The sequence below is a fragment of the Streptomyces aureus genome (assembly GCF_000725495.1).
Taxonomy (GTDB): domain Bacteria; phylum Actinomycetota; class Actinomycetes; order Streptomycetales; family Streptomycetaceae; genus Streptomyces; species Streptomyces aureus_B.
Genome location: NZ_JNZD01000025.1, coordinates 160,799 through 178,911 on the forward strand (window position 1 = coordinate 160,799; position 18,113 = coordinate 178,911).

At 72.5% G+C, this 18,113-nt stretch carries 17 protein-coding genes; 7 read left to right on the forward strand and 10 right to left on the reverse strand.

What is annotated here, in order from left to right:
• The first annotated feature begins 78 nt into the window (after positions 1-78).
• On the forward strand, positions 79-1,725 hold the full coding sequence (locus IO36_RS27475) for an ABC transporter substrate-binding protein (RefSeq protein WP_037623656.1): 1,647 nt from the start codon (positions 79-81) through the stop codon (positions 1,723-1,725).
• Positions 1,726-1,852: 127 nt separating this feature from the next.
• Here the strand turns inward: IO36_RS27475 and IO36_RS27480 are convergent, their stop codons facing one another.
• The 7 genes from IO36_RS27480 to IO36_RS46200 form a co-directional block, all read right to left on the reverse strand.
• Positions 1,853-2,260: a DUF3224 domain-containing protein gene (locus tag IO36_RS27480; RefSeq protein ID WP_037623657.1), complete on the reverse strand. Its 408-nt coding sequence runs from the start codon at positions 2,258-2,260 to the stop codon at positions 1,853-1,855.
• Between the two features lie 107 nt (positions 2,261-2,367).
• Complete coding sequence (locus IO36_RS27485) at positions 2,368-3,153, reverse strand: ABC transporter ATP-binding protein (RefSeq protein ID WP_037623658.1); 786 nt, start codon at positions 3,151-3,153, stop codon at positions 2,368-2,370.
• Positions 3,146-4,141, reverse strand: coding sequence for an ABC transporter ATP-binding protein (locus IO36_RS27490; protein ID WP_037623659.1), 996 nt, complete (start codon positions 4,139-4,141; stop codon positions 3,146-3,148). The genes IO36_RS27485 and IO36_RS27490 overlap by 8 nt, the downstream gene beginning before the upstream one ends.
• Positions 4,138-5,010 (reverse strand): ABC transporter permease, encoded by an 873-nt coding sequence (locus IO36_RS27495; RefSeq protein WP_037623660.1) that lies wholly within the window; start codon positions 5,008-5,010, stop codon positions 4,138-4,140. Before IO36_RS27495 ends, IO36_RS27490 begins: the two co-directional genes overlap by 4 nt.
• Positions 5,007-5,957, reverse strand: a complete 951-nt coding sequence (locus IO36_RS27500; protein WP_037623661.1) for an ABC transporter permease — start codon at positions 5,955-5,957, stop codon at positions 5,007-5,009. Before IO36_RS27500 ends, IO36_RS27495 begins: the two co-directional genes overlap by 4 nt.
• The gene (locus IO36_RS27505; protein ID WP_037623662.1) at positions 5,954-7,642 is read right to left on the reverse strand and encodes a CocE/NonD family hydrolase; all 1,689 of its coding nucleotides are present in this window, start codon (positions 7,640-7,642) and stop codon (positions 5,954-5,956) included. Before IO36_RS27505 ends, IO36_RS27500 begins: the two co-directional genes overlap by 4 nt.
• Before the next feature lie 96 nt (positions 7,643-7,738).
• Positions 7,739-8,278, reverse strand: a complete 540-nt coding sequence (locus tag IO36_RS46200) for an ATP-binding protein (protein WP_051900993.1) — start codon at positions 8,276-8,278, stop codon at positions 7,739-7,741.
• Positions 8,279-8,565: 287 nt separating this feature from the next.
• On the opposite strand from IO36_RS46200, the gene IO36_RS27515 reads away from it, so the two are divergent.
• The 3 genes from IO36_RS27515 (at position 8,566) to IO36_RS27520 (ending at position 11,729) form a co-directional block, all read left to right on the forward strand.
• The gene (locus IO36_RS27515) at positions 8,566-9,132 is read left to right on the forward strand and encodes a TetR/AcrR family transcriptional regulator (RefSeq protein ID WP_037623663.1); all 567 of its coding nucleotides are present in this window, start codon (positions 8,566-8,568) and stop codon (positions 9,130-9,132) included.
• A 214-nt stretch (positions 9,133-9,346) separates the two neighbouring features.
• Positions 9,347-9,511 carry a hypothetical protein gene (locus IO36_RS47470; RefSeq protein ID WP_167347421.1) on the forward strand — a complete coding sequence of 55 codons (165 nt, stop codon included), beginning with the start codon at positions 9,347-9,349 and terminating at the stop codon, positions 9,509-9,511.
• A 124-nt stretch (positions 9,512-9,635) separates the two neighbouring features.
• A complete protein-coding gene (locus IO36_RS27520) occupies positions 9,636-11,729 on the forward strand; it encodes a hypothetical protein (RefSeq protein WP_051900994.1) in 2,094 nt (697 codons plus the stop codon).
• 71 nt (positions 11,730-11,800) lie between these two features.
• Here the strand turns inward: IO36_RS27520 and IO36_RS27525 are convergent, their stop codons facing one another.
• Positions 11,801-12,166: a YybH family protein gene (locus IO36_RS27525; protein WP_037623664.1), complete on the reverse strand. Its 366-nt coding sequence runs from the start codon at positions 12,164-12,166 to the stop codon at positions 11,801-11,803.
• Between the two features lie 98 nt (positions 12,167-12,264).
• Between IO36_RS27525 and IO36_RS27530 the strand changes: the two genes are divergently transcribed.
• On the forward strand, positions 12,265-13,158 hold the full coding sequence (locus tag IO36_RS27530; protein ID WP_037623665.1) for a LysR family transcriptional regulator: 894 nt from the start codon (positions 12,265-12,267) through the stop codon (positions 13,156-13,158).
• A 59-nt stretch (positions 13,159-13,217) separates the two neighbouring features.
• On the opposite strand, the gene IO36_RS43385 is transcribed toward IO36_RS27530, so the two are convergent.
• Positions 13,218-13,892 carry a hypothetical protein gene (locus IO36_RS43385; RefSeq protein WP_051900995.1) on the reverse strand — a complete coding sequence of 225 codons (675 nt, stop codon included), beginning with the start codon at positions 13,890-13,892 and terminating at the stop codon, positions 13,218-13,220.
• A 528-nt stretch (positions 13,893-14,420) separates the two neighbouring features.
• On the opposite strand from IO36_RS43385, the gene IO36_RS27540 reads away from it, so the two are divergent.
• Together IO36_RS27540 and IO36_RS27545 are read left to right on the forward strand one after the other, a co-directional pair.
• On the forward strand, positions 14,421-15,983 hold the full coding sequence (locus IO36_RS27540) for an alpha/beta fold hydrolase (RefSeq protein ID WP_037623666.1): 1,563 nt from the start codon (positions 14,421-14,423) through the stop codon (positions 15,981-15,983).
• Positions 15,980-17,572, forward strand: a complete 1,593-nt coding sequence (locus tag IO36_RS27545; RefSeq protein WP_051900996.1) for an alpha/beta fold hydrolase — start codon at positions 15,980-15,982, stop codon at positions 17,570-17,572. Before IO36_RS27540 ends, IO36_RS27545 begins: the two co-directional genes overlap by 4 nt.
• Here the strand turns inward: IO36_RS27545 and IO36_RS44915 are convergent.
• On the reverse strand, positions 17,484-18,113 hold the full coding sequence (locus tag IO36_RS44915; RefSeq protein WP_209441275.1) for an AMIN-like domain-containing (lipo)protein: 630 nt from the start codon (positions 18,111-18,113) through the stop codon (positions 17,484-17,486). The genes IO36_RS27545 and IO36_RS44915 overlap by 89 nt on opposite strands.

Sequence of the window (18,113 nt, forward strand, 5' to 3'; positions counted from 1 at the left end):
GTCGGCGTGCCTCACTCCGCCCCCCATGTCGAGCGTCCCCCGCCTCTCCTCACCCTTTCTCGGCAAGGAGCATCAGCTATGGCTGCGAAGAAGACGGTGCTGACTGTGCTCACGAGCGTGGGACTGCTGGCCGCCACGGCCTGCACCAGCTCGTCGGACAGAAGCGACGGCACCCCCGCCAAGGAGCGCCTGACCACCACCACGGCCCGCGGCACGGCCGAGGTCGGCCGCGTGACCTGGGCCCTGCCCTACGGCGAGCCCACGACCCTGGACCCGGCGAAGGTGGGCGACTACTCACCGCAGACGGTCGAGTCCAACCTCTGCGACACGCTCACGCGGATGAACGCCGACTTCTCCCTGAGTCCCGGACTCGCCGAGAAGGTCACCTGGAAGGACGACCACACCCTGGTGCTCGACCTGCGGTCCGGGGTCACCTTCTGGGACGGCTCGGCGATGACACCCGCGGACGTGGTCTACAGCCTGGAGCGCCAGCGCGATCCCAGGACCCAGGCCCTGTACGGGAACTACCTGGCCGCCGTGAGCTCCGTCAAGGCCTCCGGCGCCCACCAGGTGACCCTGCGGACCAAGGGCTACGACCAGACGCTGCCCAAGGCGCTGTCCACGTCGTTCGGCGCGGTCAGCCAGAAGACGTACACCGAGAAGGCGGGCGCGGCCTACGGCACGGCCAAGGGCGGGCTGATGTGTACCGGGCCGTTCAAGCTGGCCTCGTGGAAGTCCGGCGGCGGCATCACCCTGGAACGCAACAGCGCTTACTGGGACACCGCGCTCATGCCCAAGGCCAAGCGGGTCGACTTCAAGTTCATCACCGACAACAACTCGCTGACCAGCGCCCTGCTGTCTGGTGAGGTCGACGGCACCTACGAACTGCCGCCCGGCAGCGCCACCGCCCTCGCCCGGTCCGACAGCGGTTCGGTCCACCTCGGCCCGTCGACCCAGAACGTGCTGCTGATCCCGGGCAACGCCGCCTCGCCCGCGGCCGACCGCAAACTGCTGGACGCGCTCTCCCTGGTCGTCGACCGCAAGGCGCTCGTCAAGAACGTGTTCGGCGGCGCCGGCACCACCCTGAAGTCCCTCGTCCCGCCGTTCACCTGGCACGGGGACAAGGCCGCCGCCCAGTACGACGCCGCCTACGCCGCCCTCCCCGACGTCCCGGCGCCGGACCTGGACAAGGCCAAGAAGCTGGTCGCCGAGGCCGGAGCCCCGTCCCGTCCGCTGGTCGCGGCCATCCCGGCGGGTGACCAGCGCTCGCTCCAGGCGCTCACCTTCATCCAGGCCGCCGCCAAGAAGATCGGCGTCGACATCACGATCAAGCAGCTCCAGCCCACCGAGATGTCCGCGCTGTTCTACGACCCGTCGGTCCGCAAAGGGCTCGACCTCGTCCTCACCTTCGGGTACGTGAGCATGCCCGACCCGGCGTCGTACGTGGCCGAGAGCGTGACCCCGAAGGGCATCTTCAACTGGACCGGCTACAGCAACGCCGAGGTGACCCGGCACCTCGACGAGGCCCGCACCGCCTCCGACCCGGTCGTGTCGGCCAAGGCCTACGCCAAGGCCCAGGCCCTGTACACCCCCACCACCGCGGCGGTGTACCTGGCGACCACCTACGAGCGGATGTACATGAACAAGCGCATCAGCGGCGCGCCGTCCTCCTTCGCGTACATGGGCATGCCCTGGGCCGCGTACCTCGGCGGCACGGGCAAGTAGTCACCCGCCCGGAGAGGAAACCCGGACAGGAAACGAGGTCGACCCTCCTCCCCCGCCCCACGGCGGGGGATTTCCCGTGCCCGGCCGCCGGGTCTTAGCGTGCACCGACCACGTGTCGGCGGCGGCGTCAGCCCAGCTCGTACTCGAACCAGATGCGATGCGTGCCGTCCGCGTCGACGGCCATCCCGCCGGCTCCGGCGATGCCGGCCAGCTCGCCGGTGCCGCTCGACGGAACGATGGTGAAGAACTCCGCGGTGCGGTCGCTCCCGGAGGTCGTCGCCGAGTGGACGAAGTTGAAGGCGCCCTCGCGGCCGTGCAGCGATCCCTCGAAGGACTCCATGGCCACATAGGTGCCGACACCGGTCGTCTGGTCGAACGCGGCGGTGAACAGGGTCGCCGAGCGGCCGGCGGCCTCTCCGTCGAACCGCTTCTCCATGGTCGCGACCCCCACGGGCAGCCCGGTGAACACGGCCGGCTCCGGCTTCAACTCGGTGGGCACGAACGCTTTGACGGCGAAAGTTGCGTCAGCTCTCATACCGCGACCGTATCGAAGGGGTCTGACAACGGCGGCACATGACGAAGACGCCCGCCCCTCGGGGACGGACGTCTTCTTCGCGGTGGGCCGCCCGGCGCGGCACGGTGTCAGGCGGCCTTCTCCCCCCTCCGCCGGGGCTTCCAGCCCGGTTTCGGGATGGAGTCGATGAGGCGTCGGGTGTACGGGTCCTCGGGGGCGTCGAGGACGGACCCGACGGGGCCGTGCTCGACGACACGGCCCGCCCGCATCACCAGGACGTCGTCGCTGATGTGCCGTACGGCGCCGAGGTCGTGGGTGATGAACAGCAGGGCCGTTCCGGTATCCGCGCGGATGCGGGCGAGCAGGGCCAGGATCTGCGCCTGGATGGACACGTCCAGGGCGGCGATGGCCTCGTCCAGGATCAGCACCCGGGGCTGTGCGGCCAGTGCGCGGGCTATGGCGACGCGCTGGCGCTGGCCACCGGAGAGCGCCTTCGGCAGCGAGCGCGCCTGCCGTTCGTCCAGCCCGACGAGGTCGAGCAGTTCGGCCACCCGGGCCCGGCGCCCGGCCGCGGGCAGGTCCTGGTGCAGGGCGACCGCCTCGGCGACGGCGTCGCCGACCCGCTGGTGCCGGTCCAGGGAGGAGTAGGGGTCCTGGAAGACCATCTGGATCCGCCGGCCCCGGGCCCGGCGCGCACGCGGCCGGGGCCGCCCGGGTCCGCGCTCGGCGCCCGCGACGGCGACGGTTCCGCCGCTCGGTGTCTCGAGCCCGGCGATCATGCGGGCGGTGGTCGTCTTGCCCGATCCGGATTCGCCCACGATCGCCAGCGATCCCTGTTCGGGAAGGGAGAACGTCACGTCGTCCACGGCGACGAAATCGCCGAACTCCTTGCGGAGGCTGCGTACCTCAAGCATGACGGCCGGTCTCCTCGAGGGTGAGGGGGTGAGGGAAGTGGCAGGCCGCGGTGCCGTCCTCGACGGAAGCCGGTTCCGGCCGGTCGGTGCGGCACAGGTCCCGCGCGCGGGGGCACCGGTCGCCGAAAGCGCATCCGCCGGGCACCTCGAAGCCGGACAGCGGTCTGCCGGGGATCGAGCGGAGCTGCGCGCCGATGTCGGAGACCGAGGGGCGGGAGGCGAGCAGGGCCCGCGTGTAAGGGTGGGAGGCGCGTCCGCGCAGCCGGTCGGCGGGGAGTTCCTCCACCGTCGTACCCGCGTACATGACCGCGACCCGGTCGCACACGGCCGCCGCGAGTTCGAGGTCGTGGGTGATGAACAGCAGGGCGAGTCCGCGTGCCGCGCGGGCCTCTCCGATGATGGCCATCACCTCTTCCTGGGTGGTCACGTCGAGGGCCGTGGTCGGCTCGTCGGCGAGGAGCAGGCGGGGTTCGGCGGCGAGCGCAGCAGCGATCATGACGCGTTGGAGCAGGCCGCCGGACAATTCGTGGGGGCGTTGGCGCATGCGCCGCTCGGCGTCGGGGATGCCCACCTCGCGCAGGATCGCGGTGACCTTCCTGGACGCCTCGGCGGCCGGGACACCGCGTGCGGTGGTCAGTCCCTCGATGAGGAAGTCGCCGATACCGCGGGCGGGGTTGATGTGGGCCCGTGGGTCCTGGAACACCATGGCGACGTCGGTCGCCCGGAAGGCGCGCAGCCGTTCGGGCCTCATCCTTGGGACGGACTCCCCGGCGAACAGCACCTCTCCGTGGACGCGGGCGCCGGGCGGCAGCAGTCCGAGGACGGAGCGGGCCGTCAGGGACTTGCCGGAACCGGACTCCCCCACCAGGGCGACGGCCGCTCCCTCGGGGATGCCGAGGTCGACGCGGTGGACGACGGTGCGCAGTTCTCCGTCGAGGGGCAGGTCTATGCCGAGCGCGTCGATCCGGAGCAGGGGTTCTGTGCTCATGCGTTGTCTCCGAGCAGTCGTCGGGACAGTCCCGTGCCCAGCAGGTTGAAGGCGACGACGACGATCAGGATGGCGAGGCCCGCGTACAGCGACTGCTGCGGCTGGCCGGACAGGATGGAGGGGGCTCCGTTGGACACCATGAGGCCCCATTCGGGGTCCGGGGGCCTGCTGCCGAGGCCGAGGAAGGAGATGGCGGCGACGTCCAGGAGGGCGTAGCCGAAGCCGATGGTGGCCTGGACGAGGACCAGGGGAAGCAGGTTGGGCAGCAGGTGCCGTGTCCAGATGCGGGCGGTGGGCGCGCCGAGGAGCTGGAGCGCGGAGACGTAGGGGAGGTTGCGTTCCCTGAGGGCTGCGGATCGTACGACCCGGGTGATCAGGGGGAGGTAGGCGATCGACAGGGCGACGATCGGCGCGGTGAGGCCGGCGCCGAAGACCGCGGCGACGAGGACGGCCAGGATGAGCCCGGGGAAGCCGAACACGATGTCCAGGGCGCCCGAGACGAGGCGGTCAACCCAGCCTCCGGACCAGGCCGCGGTCAGCGCGAGGAGGGTGCCGAGGACGGTGGACACGGCGACGACGACGGCGGGTGCGGCGAGGCTGGCGCGGGTCCCGGCGATGAGCCGGGACAGGAGGTCGCGTCCGGTGTCGTCCGTGCCCAGCAGGTGGGTGGCGGAGGGTCCGGCGTAGACGTTCATGGGGTCCACGGCGTTCGGGTCGTGCGGGGCGAGCAGGGGTCCGAGCACGGCCAGGAGCACGAACAGGCCGACGACGCATCCCGCGCCGAGGGTCAGCCGGTCGCGGGGGCGGGTGCGCTTCGCCTTCGTCCGGCCTGTGCCGGTGGTCGTACCGCTGAGCGGGGCGGTCGTCATCGTGCCTCCTTCTGCGCGGCGCGGGGGTCGAGCGCGGTGCTGATCAGGTCGACGGCGGTGTTGATGAGGACGAACACGACGACGAAGATCAGGGAGACGGCCTGTACGACGGCCATGTCCTGCTTGGCGGCGGCCTCGATCATGAGGGCTCCGAGTCCCCCGGTGCCGAAGGCCTGTTCGGCGACGGCCGCGGTGGCGATGATCCCTGCGATGCCGACGCCGGAGACGGCGAAGACGGGTCCCGAGGCGTTGTGCAGCACGTGCCGGCGGATCACCGTGCGTTCGGGCACTCCCCTGCTCCGGGCGGTCTCCACATGCTCGGAGCGCATCTCCGCGCGGACCGCGGTCCGGGTGACCTGGGCGACGTAGCCGATCCAGGTCATCGCCAGCGCCGCGGCGGGCAGGGTCAGATGCGTCAGGGTCCCGGTGAAGCCCTCGCCGGAGCCGTAGACGGGGAACCAGGGGAGCTTGACGGCGAAGAGCCAGATCAGCAGGACCGCCATGACGAAGGTGGGGACCGCCATGGCCCCGGCGGTGACGGTCGTGGCGAGCGTCTCCGTGCGGCCGCCGCGCAGGGCGGCGACGGTGCCGATCACGGTGCCCGCGGCGAGGACGAGGACGGAGGCGTAGAGGACGAGCGCGAGGGTGGTGCCGGCGCGGTCGCCGATGAGGTCGGCGACCGAGTCGCGGTAGACGAGGGACTTCCCGAAGTCGCCCCGCAGACAGTCGCCGAGCCAGTGCCAGTAGCCCTGGAGGAACGGGTCGTCCAGGTGGTACGCGCGGTGGATCTGCGCCAGGACGGCGGGATCGGGGTTCCGGCTGCCTCCGACGAGCAGGGTGGCCGGGTCCCCCGGGGTCAGGAACATGGCGCCGTGGATGGCGAGGCTGGAGACGAGCACGGTTACGACCAGCATCGCGAGCCGGGTGGCGGCGAAACGCGGGCTCATAGCGCGTCACCGCCCTCGGCGCTCCCGGGCAGGACGGCCAGGCTCAGGCGGGAGGGACGGGCGCAGCCGGTCCACAGCGTCTGCCGGCTCGCCTTGGGGGCGGTCGTCAGCCACGGGCTCTCCAGCGAACCGGAGTTGGGCAGATGGTTCGGGAAGTCGCTGCCGGCGATCATCAGGGCGAGGCGGTGGCCGGGGCGGACCCGGTAGCCGGTGTGTCCGAGGTCGATCCGCAGCTCTCCGGGCGCGTCGGCCTGGGCGCAGCCCCGCAGGATCAGGCGCGCCGTGCCGTCGGGTGCCAGGTCGAGGAGCCGTACGAAGACGTCGAACGTGGGTGCCGTGCTCTCGACGTGCAGCACCGCGTGGGCGGGGCCCGCCAGGTCGAGCGGGTGCTCGGAGGCGGGCGTGGTGAACACGAGGACGTCGTCGCGGTCGAGGGTGCGGCGTTCGTCGGCGTGGTCGCGCAGCTGGAGGAACGTGTCGGGTGCGGCGGACGGCACGAGGTCGTCCGGGTCGTAGCGCCACTCGGCGCGTTCCGTGGGTTCGGCCGGGTGGGGTGCGAGGGTCCCGCCGGGGACTGTGCCGGCCGCGACGGCCGGGTCGGTCAGGTACAGCTCGGTCACGGTGACGCCGGGCGGCGGCCAGGCGGGCGAGGTGTGCCAGCCCTCGTGTCCGAGCTTCCAGCGCACCCGGGGCAGCGAGTCGGGCCGGGCGACGCCCTTGAGGAAGACGTCGAAGAACTCGAGCGCGGGACCGGCGTAGGAGTCGAGCATGCGCTCCAGCGCGGTGTCGCCGGCCAGGTGGTCGGTGGCGGGGGTGGCCGGGGCGTCCTCGAGGAAGTAGTTCTCGTGGTCGATCGTGTCGGCGATCAGGTACTGCACGGCCGCCCAGCCGGGGCGTCCGGCCAGTTCGGTGTAGTCCCGCATGTGGGCGATGCCGAGGTTGTCGAACCAGCCCACGCAGTGGAGCACCGGCACGGGCCGGGCGTCGTAGGGGTGCGGCCCGTTGTAGGGGGCGAGGGGGATGCCGCCGACGATGAGGTCGAATCCCGGCGAGCGCTTGCCGATGGTCTCGAACGCCTCCTCGTAGGCTGCGATGACGGGGCGTCGGGTGAGGTCGACGTCGAACTCGTGGATGTCGTTGTCCGTCCAGACCTGCGCCTGGTACGTCGTCCCCTCAAGCCACAGGGGCTGGCGTCCGGAGCCGGAGTCGTAGGTGGCGATGCCGGGGGCGTTCGACGTGCAGGTGACGCGGGGGACGATGGCGCGCAGGGCGGGGTGCTGGCTGGAGACCGCGGACCACTGGGTGAAGCCGTAGTACGAGTCGCCGAACATGCCCACGGTCCCGTCGGACCAGGGCTGGCGGGTGATCCACTCGAGGGTGTCGAAGCCGTCGTCGACCTCGCCGGTCCAGCCGAGGGTCCTGCCCTCGGAGCGGAACTTGCCGCGGACGTCCTGGACGACCACGGCGTATCCGCGGGCCGTGAACCGCTTGGCGATCCGGTCGAAGAAGACGTAGCGGCTGTTCTTGTCGTAGGGCAGCCGGGCCAGGACGGCCGGCACCGGCCCCTCCCGGTCGACGGCGTAGACGTCGGTGGCCAGCAGCGCTCCGTCCCGCATCCGCACCATGTGCTGGCGCGCGTGCGGGGGGACGGGCTGCGGGGTGACGCGCTGGACGGCAAGGCTCATGCGGCCCTCCACGGAAGCGAATCTTTAGACAACATCGTGATACAACAACGTTGCATCTCGCTCGGCGGACGTCAACCCCCGGTCGGACACACCCCGTCACACGGGGGACGACCGAAGCCCCGGGGCCCCCGCGACGCATCCCCGAGGGCGCGGGCGGGGCATGCTCTCGACCCGACCGGGCACGGACAGTGGGACGGAGACGGACGCGAAGGCGCGCGTGGAGCCGTCCGCCCGCCGGTGCAGCAGGAACCGCTCGGACAGGGCGGAGACCATCGGCAGACCGCGCCCCCTGACCCCTTCCAGGTCGCCCCAGACCCCGGCTCCGCGGACATCGGGAAGCGGCCGGGAGCATCCGGTGTCGACGACCTCGACCTCCAGAAGGCGGCCGCAGCAATGGAGGCGGACGGCCATGTCACGGCCGCCGTGTTCCGCCGCGTTGGCCAGCAGTTCGGCGAGGACGACGATCGCGTCGCCGGCCGGGACACCCCAGCCCGCCAGCAGCCGGGCGGCGCAGGAACGGACGAGACGGGCGGCCTCGGGAGTGGCAGCGAGAGAGAAGACCGCGGACCTGCAGGGACCGGCGCCGCGACGGCGGCGGGTCCGGACGGGCGAGGCGGCACGGGACGGGCTGTGCATCGGGATTCTCCTCCCGGATCGTCCGGGCAGGCGCCGCACGCGGGTGCGCGGCACCGACGACGGGCGCGGGTCGGTGCGTTCGAGGGGCGGCCGCGCCGTCCACGTCCGGTGGCCTCAGGGGCATCGAATGCGTCGCCGGCACGACCTCGGGCGGGCGGGAAGGGGCACGGGATCCGCCGGACGGGCGGCTCGCGTCCGGCCCCGGATCACAGACCAAACATCGTGATATAACAACGTTGCATTACATGGTGTTCTACGTCAACCCGCCTCTGAGCTAGGTTTCCTCCATGCCGATCGACGTCGACGAAGTCCAGCGCCGCAAGGCAATCGCCCGGGCGACCCTCGCGGTCGCCGCCCGTGACGGGGCGCACGCGATCACCATCCGCGCCGTCGCCAAGGAGCTCGGCGGCTCCACGGCCATGGTCACCAACTACGTCCCCACGCGGACGGCCCTGATCACCAACGCCGTCCGCGCGGCGGAGTCCCAGTGGCGGGCCGACCTCGAGTCCCACGTCGGCGACCGGACCGGCGCGGACCGGCTGCGCGCCACGGTCGAATGGCACCTCAGCACGGAACCCGAGGACCTCCTCCTGCGCACGATGTGGGTGGAGATGCTCTCCTCGGCGCACGTCGACCCGGCCGGGGTCGACCGGCAGGAACCCCGCGAGTCGCGCCAGGAGTTCCTCGAGGCCGCCGCGGCCGCGGGCGTGCCCGACGCGGCCCTCGCCGCCGACGTCCTCTCCCTGCTGACCCGCGGCTACTACGTCAGCTCGATGGAGGAACCCGGCTACTGGACGGCCGAGCGGGCCGCCCGCGTCGCCAAGGCCGTGGTGGAGGCCCTCGTCACCGACTGAACCGGAGCCGCGGCGCGATCACGGGGGACCGCGGCGGGGAGCGGCGCGAGAACCGGGTGGGCCTGGGTACTCGCACTGAAGGAGCACGCCGGTCCGTACGGCGCCGGGCACCTTCACGCCCTCGTGCGCGGGATCGTGCCCACCACCGGGCCGCCGCGCCCCTCCGGCGGACACCACGACACCGGACCCGACACACCGGTCAGTGAGGCCGATCATGAGCGAGCCATTCCCGACCCCGTCCCAGGCGGAGGGCGAACGTACCGACGACCAGGCGGAGACGGTCCATCCCGACGTCCTCCGCACGACGCCCTCGCAGGCCGAGGGCGAGGACACGCAGGACCCCGACGGCGACAACGCCCCGGACACGCAGACGCGTTGAGCATCCACGGGGCGGTCCACGGCGGTCCACCGAGCGCGGAAGGTGATGTCAGACCCCTGTGACAGGGTGAGTCCCGGACGGAAGACGCGTCCGGGACGATCCCGATGACCCCAGGGAGCAGCACGTGACCAGCCCCGACACCGCCCCGCCCGGGCGCCGTTCGACACGGCGGCGCTCGGACCTCAGTACGATCACGGCCTGGTGGCGGGAGCTCGAACGGGATGGCTTCCTCGCGCTGCCTCCGCCGAGCCGGGCCCGTTACACCCAGTCCGAAGGCCATGGCGACGCCGCCGAACTCCTCGCGGCGCGCGGGCTCACCGGCCCCGCCTCCTTCGCGTACTGGCACTGGCAGTCGCATCAGCGCGCCTTCGACCGGTCCGGCTCGCTGACGGGCGAACTCCTGCTGCACTGGGGCGGCGACCACGCCACCGTCGCCGCAGGTCTCGGCGACGGACCGGAAGGTTTCCATGTCGTCGACGGCGGGCCGAAGAGCGCGTTCCGGCTGGACCGGACAACGGCCCGGGACGAGGCGGGCCTGCCCGACCCCGCGGACCCGGACGGAGTGCGCCAGTTCCTGGCCGCGCTCGACGAACCCGTGGACCGCGGCGCCTCCTCCCTGCGCTACCGCCCGCTGTCACCGGCCGAGGCCGCCTGGCTCCACGACCGGCTGCACGACCCCCTGGACCTCTCGGCCGTCACCCACTTCGTGACCGCGCTGGAACGGCGGGACGAACTCACCCCCGACGAGACGGACCGACTGCTGACCGCCTGCCGGCGGGAGCACGAAGGACAGTTCACCGAGTGGGGCCCTTGGCGGGACCTGCTGCACGCGCTGCTGCGCCACGACCGCGCGGAGGCATGGGAGATCGTCGCCGACCTCGGCCCCGGCGCGTCCGCCGTGCTGCGACAGGTGCCGTCCGAGCGGGGACTGGCCGCGGTGCGGGGATACGCGCTCGCGGGCGACCGCGCCTCGGTGTACTCCTGGCTGGCGCTGCACCGCTCGCTCCGCGAGCCCGACGCGGTGGACGCCGCGTCCGCACTCGCGTCGGAACTCATCGCGGCCGGCGCCCCCGACACCTCCCTGCGCGGACTGTACGACGCCCTGATCGGGGCCGTCACGGCCGACTGGCGCCGGGAGACGGGCGCGGACCATCACGCCGGTCTGTCGTACGCGGCGTTCTCTGCGGTCCGCTTCGGCACCGACGAGCGACTGCCCCACACCCTGCGCGTCCTCGCGGCGGGGGTCGCACGCGACCAGACCGATCTCGTACGGGAGGAGGCGCTGAAGCCCGGCGGTTCCGCGCTGACCGGCATCGACACCGCCGAGGTGCTGGCTGCCGTGGGGCGGTTCGAGGCCGCCCGGGAGGGGCTCCTGTCCGGCACGGGGCCCGATCTCACGGCCTACGAAGGGGCGTTGGGTCGTGTCTGGCACCGGTACCGGACGCTCACGGACACCGACGTGCGCTGGCTGCGGGAGCGGGTGGCCGACCCGGACACGGATCTGCAGGGGCTCGGGTTCTGCCTCGAACTCCTCGTCGCCCACGGCCTGGCCACGGAGGCGGAGGTCGACGCGCTGCTGCCGCGCCGGATGAAGGACCTCACCAAGACGTACCGGACCACGTACACCGAATGGCGGCACCCGCTGGTCACCTTGACCTGCCTCGCCCTTGACCTGGGCCATCCGGCCGCGGGAAAGCTGGTCTCCTGGTGGAGCGGAGCCCGGCCGGTGTGGAAGGACAAGGTGCGGCTCCTCACCCACCTCGGCGCCCCCGACGAGACGAAGGCCGCCGAGCTGTGGGACTTCGTGGTCTCCCCCGCCCACGACGTGGGCCAGCTGATGACCTGGGTGCTCCTCCGGGCCCGGCTGGACAGGGAGCACCCCCTGCTCGTGGCCGACCGACTGCTCGGCACCCCGGGCGTCAACGGCCATGTGCTGCAACGGGTGTTGCTCGGTGTGGCCGATCCCTTGCAGCCACTGTGGCACTACTCCGTCAATTCCAGCAGCCGGAGCTGGTGGCAGCGCGCCGTGGAGGTCGCCGACCACCCCGGGCTGTCCCCGCAGGCCCGCGCCGCCGGACTGCGCGCCGCCACCGAGCACTGCCTGATCCGCTACCCCGGCCGACTGGAACCGGCGGCGACCGAGGCCGAACGCGCGGAGGCGCGGGCCTGGCTCGACGGGCACACGGGCGGCGGGGGCGGGGGCACGTCGCCGCGCTGACGGACGCTCGCGCAAGGGGTCGGCCGGGCGGGGCCACAACCGCCGGCCGAGGACCCGGTGGCCGAGGGGAGTCAGCGGGTCGGCGGGGTGAACTCGGGCTGGTCCAACAGGCGCAGCCAGCTCCCGTCGCTCTGGCGGCGGACGACCTGTGCCCGGGCTCCGGCCCCGTCCCTCGGCGGGGTCGAGGTCAGGGCGATGTCGCCGCTGACCAGGGTCGGCAGGGGCGGTTCCGGCGCGAAGCGCGGAGCGTGGGCCAGCACCTTCTCCCACAGGGCGCGGATCGCCTCCCGTCCGACGGTCAGTTCGCCGGGCGGGTAGGCCATCACCGCGTCCTCCTCGTAGAGCGCGGCGACCCCGGCGGCGTCACCAGCGTTGGACCGCTCCACGAACAGACGGGTGATGTCCTCGGGACGCATGGCCCTCTCGTACTCCGGCATGGATTCCTCCTGGGGTCGGGCTCCGGTGGTTCCCAGCCTGGTCGCCCACCCATAAGAAGTCCAACAGATGGATCTTCTGTGAACTAGAATCTCCAGTCATGGACCTGAGGCAGCTCGAGTACTTCGTCGCGGTCGCCGAGGAGCGGAACTTCACCCGGGCCGCCGAGCGGGTGCACATCAGCCAGTCCGGTGTCAGCGCCCAGATCCGGCAGCTCGAACGGGAACTCGGCGCCGAGTTGTTCGACCGGTCGGCCCGTGCCGTGACCCTCACGGTCGCGGGGATCGCGGCACTCGACCACGCCCGGGCGGCGCTCGCCGCGGCCGGGGCGGTCGGCCAGGCGGTGGGCGAGGTGACCGGTCTGATCCGTGGCCAGCTCACGGTGGGGATGGTGATCGGCTGCACCCTCACACCGCTGTTCGACGCCCTCGCCGCGTTCCACACGGCCCACCCCGGTGTGGAGATCACACTCCTGGAGGACGGTTCCGACCGGCTCGCCCAGGGAGTGCGCGACGGCACGATCGACGTGGCGCTCGTCGGCGCCGCGAACACCGCCCCCGACGGGCTGGACGCGCTGACCGTCATCAGCGAACGGCTCACCGCGGCGGTCCCGGCCGGGCACCCCCTGGCGAAGCGGCGACGGGTCACCCTGCGCGACCTGATGCCCCACCCGATCGTCTGCATGCCCCCGGGCACCGGGCTGCGCGCCGTGTTCGACCAGGCGTGTGCCGCGCAGGACCTCCGGCCCACGATCGCGCTCCAGGCCAGCGCCGCGGACGCCATCGCCGGCCTCGCCGCCCGCGGGCTCGGCGTCGCCGTCCTGAGCACCTCGATGGCCCGGAACCACGGCGACCGGCTCGTCGCGCTCCCCCTCGACGACGTACGGGCACCGGCGTTGCTCACCCTGGTCTGGAAGAACGCGCACCACCCACCGGTACGCGAGCTGGTCCTGCACTGCCGGAAGGCGTTCGCGGGCTTCCCGCCAACGCCCTGACCCGCACCCCCCGGCCCGGGCATCAGACGCCGGACACCGGACACCCGACACCAGCCCCCTCAGGGACGGTCTCCCGCCCTCCCCTGCCGCTCTGCCGGGTCCTGCCCCGCGCGGATCATCAGTTCGACCGCCTGCAGGGTCCCGGCCACCTCCGCCACGTCGAAACGGCTGTCGATGAGGTTGGCGACGGAGGTCGCGGCGGTCGAGAAGTCGGCGGTGCCCCGGCGCGCGGCGCTCATCACGACGTTCAGGGTCTCGTTGAGGGCGACGGTCTGGAAGCCGGCGCCGAGCTTCCACGGTTCGGCCATGGCGAGCCCGGCCAGGTCGGCCACGTACATGTCGTCGAACTCGGCGCGGCACGCGTCGATGGTGTCGAGCAGGTGGGGGATGCCCCAGACGACGAACGTGAAGTCCTGGGTCCCGGTGTGGACGGTGATCTGCCGTGTAGCGGCGAACGACGAGTCCCGGACCTCCTCGACGCACGGGAGGAAGACGCTGAACGTGCCCCGCACCCGGTTGAAGCGGTGGGCCTTGAACACCAGCCGGTAGTTGGTCAGATAGAGCCGTCCGCCGATGGCCTCCGCGTTGCGCATGCCGACCAGCCACATGAGGTCGTCGAACGCGAACCGCGACAGACCGGCCGCCCGGACGTCGATGACCGCGTTGGCGTTCTTGCGAAGGATGATCCCCTCGCCGGGCAGCAGGTCCCCGGATCTCAGCGGTGCTATCGCCACGACTCCCCCTCCATGTCGGATGCTCGGCGGAGCAAGCATCGCAGGCGGGCCGCCACCGGCGGCGAACACCCCGGAACGGCGCCCCACTCGGCAGCCCACGGCACCGGGAAGGACGGCGGCGCGCCTCCGTCGTGGCCGCGCGCCCGCCCGTACGGCCCGCGATCAAGGACTGCTCCGAGTGGAGGTCATGAGTGGTGGACCTCCGTCCCCGCGCCCAGGCTGGCCCACGTGGTGCCCGCCCGCGGCTCACCGTGACGGGCCGGGCCCGGGTGCCCGCGCCGCGACGGCGGCGCGGCCAGGACGTCGGAGAAACGGGATCGCATGAGCGAACAGAGCATCAGAACGGGCTGTCCGCCGCCCGTTCACGGGAACGGCGAGGACCGGCACACCGAGAACGACGAGGACCACGAGCGCGGTAGACGCAGGAGCGGCAGGGACGAGCTGACCGGCGGAGGCAGCGGTGGCGGTGGTCATCGCGCGGATCGTCGTCGCCGTGGCCGCGCCGGGTCCGGACCGGGACGTCCGCCGATGAGGTCCCGGCGGCACACCGGGGGTGCACGTACGCGGGTGGCCGTCGCCGCGGCGGGCGTCGCCTTCCTCGGCGCGCTGGCCCCGACACCGGGTCACGCCGCGACCGGCCCGGCGAGCGGCCCCCGGCCCTCGGCACCCGCGCGGTTCGTGCCCGGCCCCTGCCCGGACACACCCGAACCGATCCCCGGACGGTGCGGATACCTGGAGGTTCCCGAGAACCGCGCCCACCCGCACGGGCGGACCGTGAGGCTGACCGTCGTCATCGTCCCCGCCGTCTCGGCGCGGCCCGCCGGGGACCCGGTGGTGTTCATGAGCGGCGGCCCCGGCGGCGACGCGATCGACGACATGCCGTTCCTGATCAGCTCCGGCGTGAACAAGGACCGCGACCTGATCGTCATGAGCCAGCGCGGGACGCTGCACACGCGGCCGAACCTGGCCTGTCCGGAGATCGACCGCTTCTACGCGGACTCCGTGGGCCTCCGCTACGACGCACCGTCGACCGGTCGGCTCCTCGTCCGCGCCGCGAAGCAGTGCCGGGACCGCCTCACGGCCGGCGGCGTCGAGCTGAGCGCCTACAACACCACCGAGAACGCGGCGGACTTCGCCGATCTGCGCCGGACGCTCGGCATCCGCCGGTGGAACGTGTACGGCTACTCGTACGGCACCGATCTGGCCCTGACCTATCTGCGCCGTCATCCGCAGGGGATCCGTTCGGTCGCGATCGACTCCGTCGTCCCTCCCCAGATCGTCAGCCTGCCCTGGACCTGGGACAGCGCCCACGAAGGCATCAACGCCGTCTTCGCGGCCTGCGCGGCCCAGCCCGCGTGCCGGAACCGCTACCCGGACCTGTCGCGCACCCTGACCCGGCAGGTGCGGCGCCTCGAGGCGCACCCCCTGACGGTGATGGCACAGCCCCCGTCAGGGGGTGCGCCGGTCAAGGTCGTCCTCGACGGCGGCGCGCTAGTCAACCTGCTCGTCGCCAACGCCGTCCCGGCCGTCGACGTCCCCGCGGCCCTCGACGAACTGGCCCACGGGAATCCCGAGCGCTTCGCACGGGCCCGCGCCGCCGGGGCCACGCCCGACATCGGCACGTTCGCGCACGGCCTCACCCAGTCGGTGGCGTGCAGCGAATGGGTGCCGGGCTATTCGCGGTCCGACCTGCTGGCGGCCGGGCGGCGCGCCTTCCCCGGCTGGCCCGACTCGGTGCTGGCCCAGGCACCGCAGCTGCCGTTCGAGCACGACGTGTGCCGCGTCTGGGACGTCCCCGACCGCACCCCGGTCCAGCGGGTGACGACGGTCAGCGACGTGCCGGCGCTCGTGCTCTCGGGAACCTTCGACGCCAAGACGGGGGCGCGCTGGGGAGCGTACGCGGCGCGCACGCTGTCCCGCTCGACCACGGTACTGATTCCCGGGATCGGTCACTGGGTGGTGCCGCAGTCGCCCTGCGCCCAGAGCGTCCTGGCGTCCTTCCTCACCCGTCCGAACGCGCCCGACACCGGATGTGTGGCGGGCCTGACGCCGAAACCGTTCACGATCACTCCCGCACTGGAGACCCCATGACGTCCCTCCGCCCACCCCGTGACCGGCGCTCCGTGCGACGGCTGCCCGCCGCGCTCGCCGGGGCCACGGCCGGCCTGCTGCTCGCCGGTCTCACCGCCGCTCCGGCCGGTGCCGCACCGGACGGTTCCGCACCACCGGGCGCGCGGGCCGGTTCGGCCGGACCCTCCCGGTTCGTGCCGGGCCCTTGTCCCCGGACACCGGACCCGATTCCCGCGCTTCAGGGGGCCCGCTGCGGGGCGCTGACCGTGCCCGAGGACCGCTCCCGCCCGAGAGGCCGGAAGATCACCCTCTCCGTGGCCGTCGTGGCGGCCGCCGGCCGCCGGCACGCGCCCGACCCGATCGTGTGGTTCGCCGGCGGGCCCGGCGACGACGCCATCACCGAGGCCCAGTTGGCGATCGACGGCGGACTGAACCGCGACCGGGACGTCATCTTCATGTCCCAGCGCGGAACGTACACGGCCGACCCGCGGCTCACCTGCCCGAACATCGACGAGTTCAACGCCCACTCCCTCGGGCTCGTCTACAACGCCCCGTCCACCGGGCGGCTCCACGTGCAGGCCACGCGGGCCTGCCGCGACAACCTGACGCGCCGTACGGCGAACCTGGGCGCCTACAACAGCCTGGAGAGCGCCGCCGACTACGCCGACCTGCGCGTGGCCCTCGGCATCCGGCGCTGGAACGTCTTCGGCATCTCGTACGGCACCGACCTGGCCCTCGCCTACATGCGCACGCACCCGCAGGGCGTCCGGTCCGTGGGCATCGACGGTGTCCTGCCGCCCTCGCTGGCCGGGGGCGCGGTGACCTGGAAGGCGGCGCGCGAGGGCTTCGACGGCCTGTTCGCGGCGTGCGCGCAGCAGCCGGACTGCAACCGGCGCTATCCGCACCTGTCGAGGACCTTCGAGGGCCTCGTCCGCAAGCTCGAGGCCCACCCGGTGACCACCACTGTGACGGTCCCCGGGCAGCCCGGGCCGGTGCGGGTCACGATCGACGGCGGGGTCCTCGTGACCTGGCTGACGTCGGCCACCCATGTGGCGGCGGGGGTGCCCCGGTCCATCGACGAACTGGCCCACGGCAACCCGCAGCGCGTCGCCGAGCAGTGGGCCGGGGGCAAGCTCAGCCCCCAGGCCATCGGACGGGTCGCCCACGGACTGGCCTTCGGGGTCTTCTGCGGCGAGTGGACCCCGTACGAGTCCGAGGCGGACGTGATCCGGGGCGGGCGCCGCGTGTTCCCCTCGTTCCCCCGCTCGGTCCTGGCCAACGCCCCGCAGCTGCCCTTCCTGCACGCCGACTGCCGTGCCTGGAACGTCCCGGCGCTGCCGCGCTCGGTGCGTGACGTGACGCGCAGCGACATCCCGACGCTGGTCATGTCCGGCGGGTTCGACGCGCAGACCGCGCCGAGCAACGGCCCCTACGTGGCCCGTACCCTGAGCCGCGCCACCACCGTGACCGTCCCGTACGTGGCCCACGTCGTGTTCGCCGACTCTCCCTGCGCCCAGTCGATCACCAGGTCGTTCTTCGACTCCCCGACGTCCCCGGACAAGTCCTGCCTGAGGGGGCTCCAGCCGCCACGGTTCGAGATCGCACCGTAAGTCGACGCCTCACCGGCACCCAGGGAAACAGCGGGGCGGGCGAGCGGCCGGAACACCGGCCCGCTGTTTCCCTGGGTGCCGGCTTGGTGACCTTCCAGGTGGGCTTGGTCTGGAACGCGGTTCCGAAGGACACGACGCCTTCGAAGTCGCCGGTCAGGGCCAGGCCCTTCAGCTTGTACAGCGGGATCTTCACCAGTCGGGGGCCGCTGTAGACGGAGGCCCCGGCATTGTTGTGGGCGACCGCGGGGGACAGCCTGATGGACAGGAAGTAGTTGCCCGTGAGCGGGACCTTCCGCCCGGAAGGGTCGTAGCGCAGGGTGTTGACGCGGCTCACGCTGACGGACGGGGTGCCGCCCTGTACGTCGATGACGAGCCGGTCGTAGGTGCAGTGTCCGCCCCAGCGGGCGTTGACGACGCGTGCGGGCGACGTGGGCGTCGCGGCCGACTTCGGCTGGACGAGTGCGGACGCGGGAATCGACGCGCCGACGGCGGTGAGGACGAGGCCGGCGATGACGGCCGCGCGGGATGGGTGATGGTGCAT

Excerpts from the sequence above, each read along its gene's own strand:
- IO36_RS27475 (WP_037623656.1), top strand. The coding sequence starts at position 79 with ATGGCTGCGAAGAAGACGGTGCTGACTGTGCTCACGAGCGTGGGACTG.
- IO36_RS27480 (WP_037623657.1), bottom strand. The coding sequence starts at position 2,260 with ATGAGAGCTGACGCAACTTTCGCCGTCAAAGCGTTCGTGCCCACCGAG.
- IO36_RS27485 (WP_037623658.1), bottom strand. The coding sequence starts at position 3,153 with ATGCTTGAGGTACGCAGCCTCCGCAAGGAGTTCGGCGATTTCGTCGCC.
- IO36_RS27490 (WP_037623659.1), bottom strand. The coding sequence starts at position 4,141 with ATGAGCACAGAACCCCTGCTCCGGATCGACGCGCTCGGCATAGACCTG.
- IO36_RS27495 (WP_037623660.1), bottom strand. The coding sequence starts at position 5,010 with ATGACGACCGCCCCGCTCAGCGGTACGACCACCGGCACAGGCCGGACG.
- IO36_RS27500 (WP_037623661.1), bottom strand. The coding sequence starts at position 5,957 with ATGAGCCCGCGTTTCGCCGCCACCCGGCTCGCGATGCTGGTCGTAACC.
- IO36_RS27505 (WP_037623662.1), bottom strand. The coding sequence starts at position 7,642 with ATGAGCCTTGCCGTCCAGCGCGTCACCCCGCAGCCCGTCCCCCCGCAC.
- IO36_RS46200 (WP_051900993.1), bottom strand. The coding sequence starts at position 8,278 with ATGCACAGCCCGTCCCGTGCCGCCTCGCCCGTCCGGACCCGCCGCCGT.
- IO36_RS27515 (WP_037623663.1), top strand. The coding sequence starts at position 8,566 with ATGCCGATCGACGTCGACGAAGTCCAGCGCCGCAAGGCAATCGCCCGG.
- IO36_RS47470 (WP_167347421.1), top strand. The coding sequence starts at position 9,347 with ATGAGCGAGCCATTCCCGACCCCGTCCCAGGCGGAGGGCGAACGTACC.
- IO36_RS27525 (WP_037623664.1), bottom strand. The coding sequence starts at position 12,166 with ATGCCGGAGTACGAGAGGGCCATGCGTCCCGAGGACATCACCCGTCTG.
- IO36_RS27530 (WP_037623665.1), top strand. The coding sequence starts at position 12,265 with ATGGACCTGAGGCAGCTCGAGTACTTCGTCGCGGTCGCCGAGGAGCGG.
- IO36_RS27540 (WP_037623666.1), top strand. The coding sequence starts at position 14,421 with ATGAGGTCCCGGCGGCACACCGGGGGTGCACGTACGCGGGTGGCCGTC.
- IO36_RS27545 (WP_051900996.1), top strand. The coding sequence starts at position 15,980 with ATGACGTCCCTCCGCCCACCCCGTGACCGGCGCTCCGTGCGACGGCTG.
- IO36_RS44915 (WP_209441275.1), bottom strand. The coding sequence starts at position 18,113 with ATGCACCATCACCCATCCCGCGCGGCCGTCATCGCCGGCCTCGTCCTC.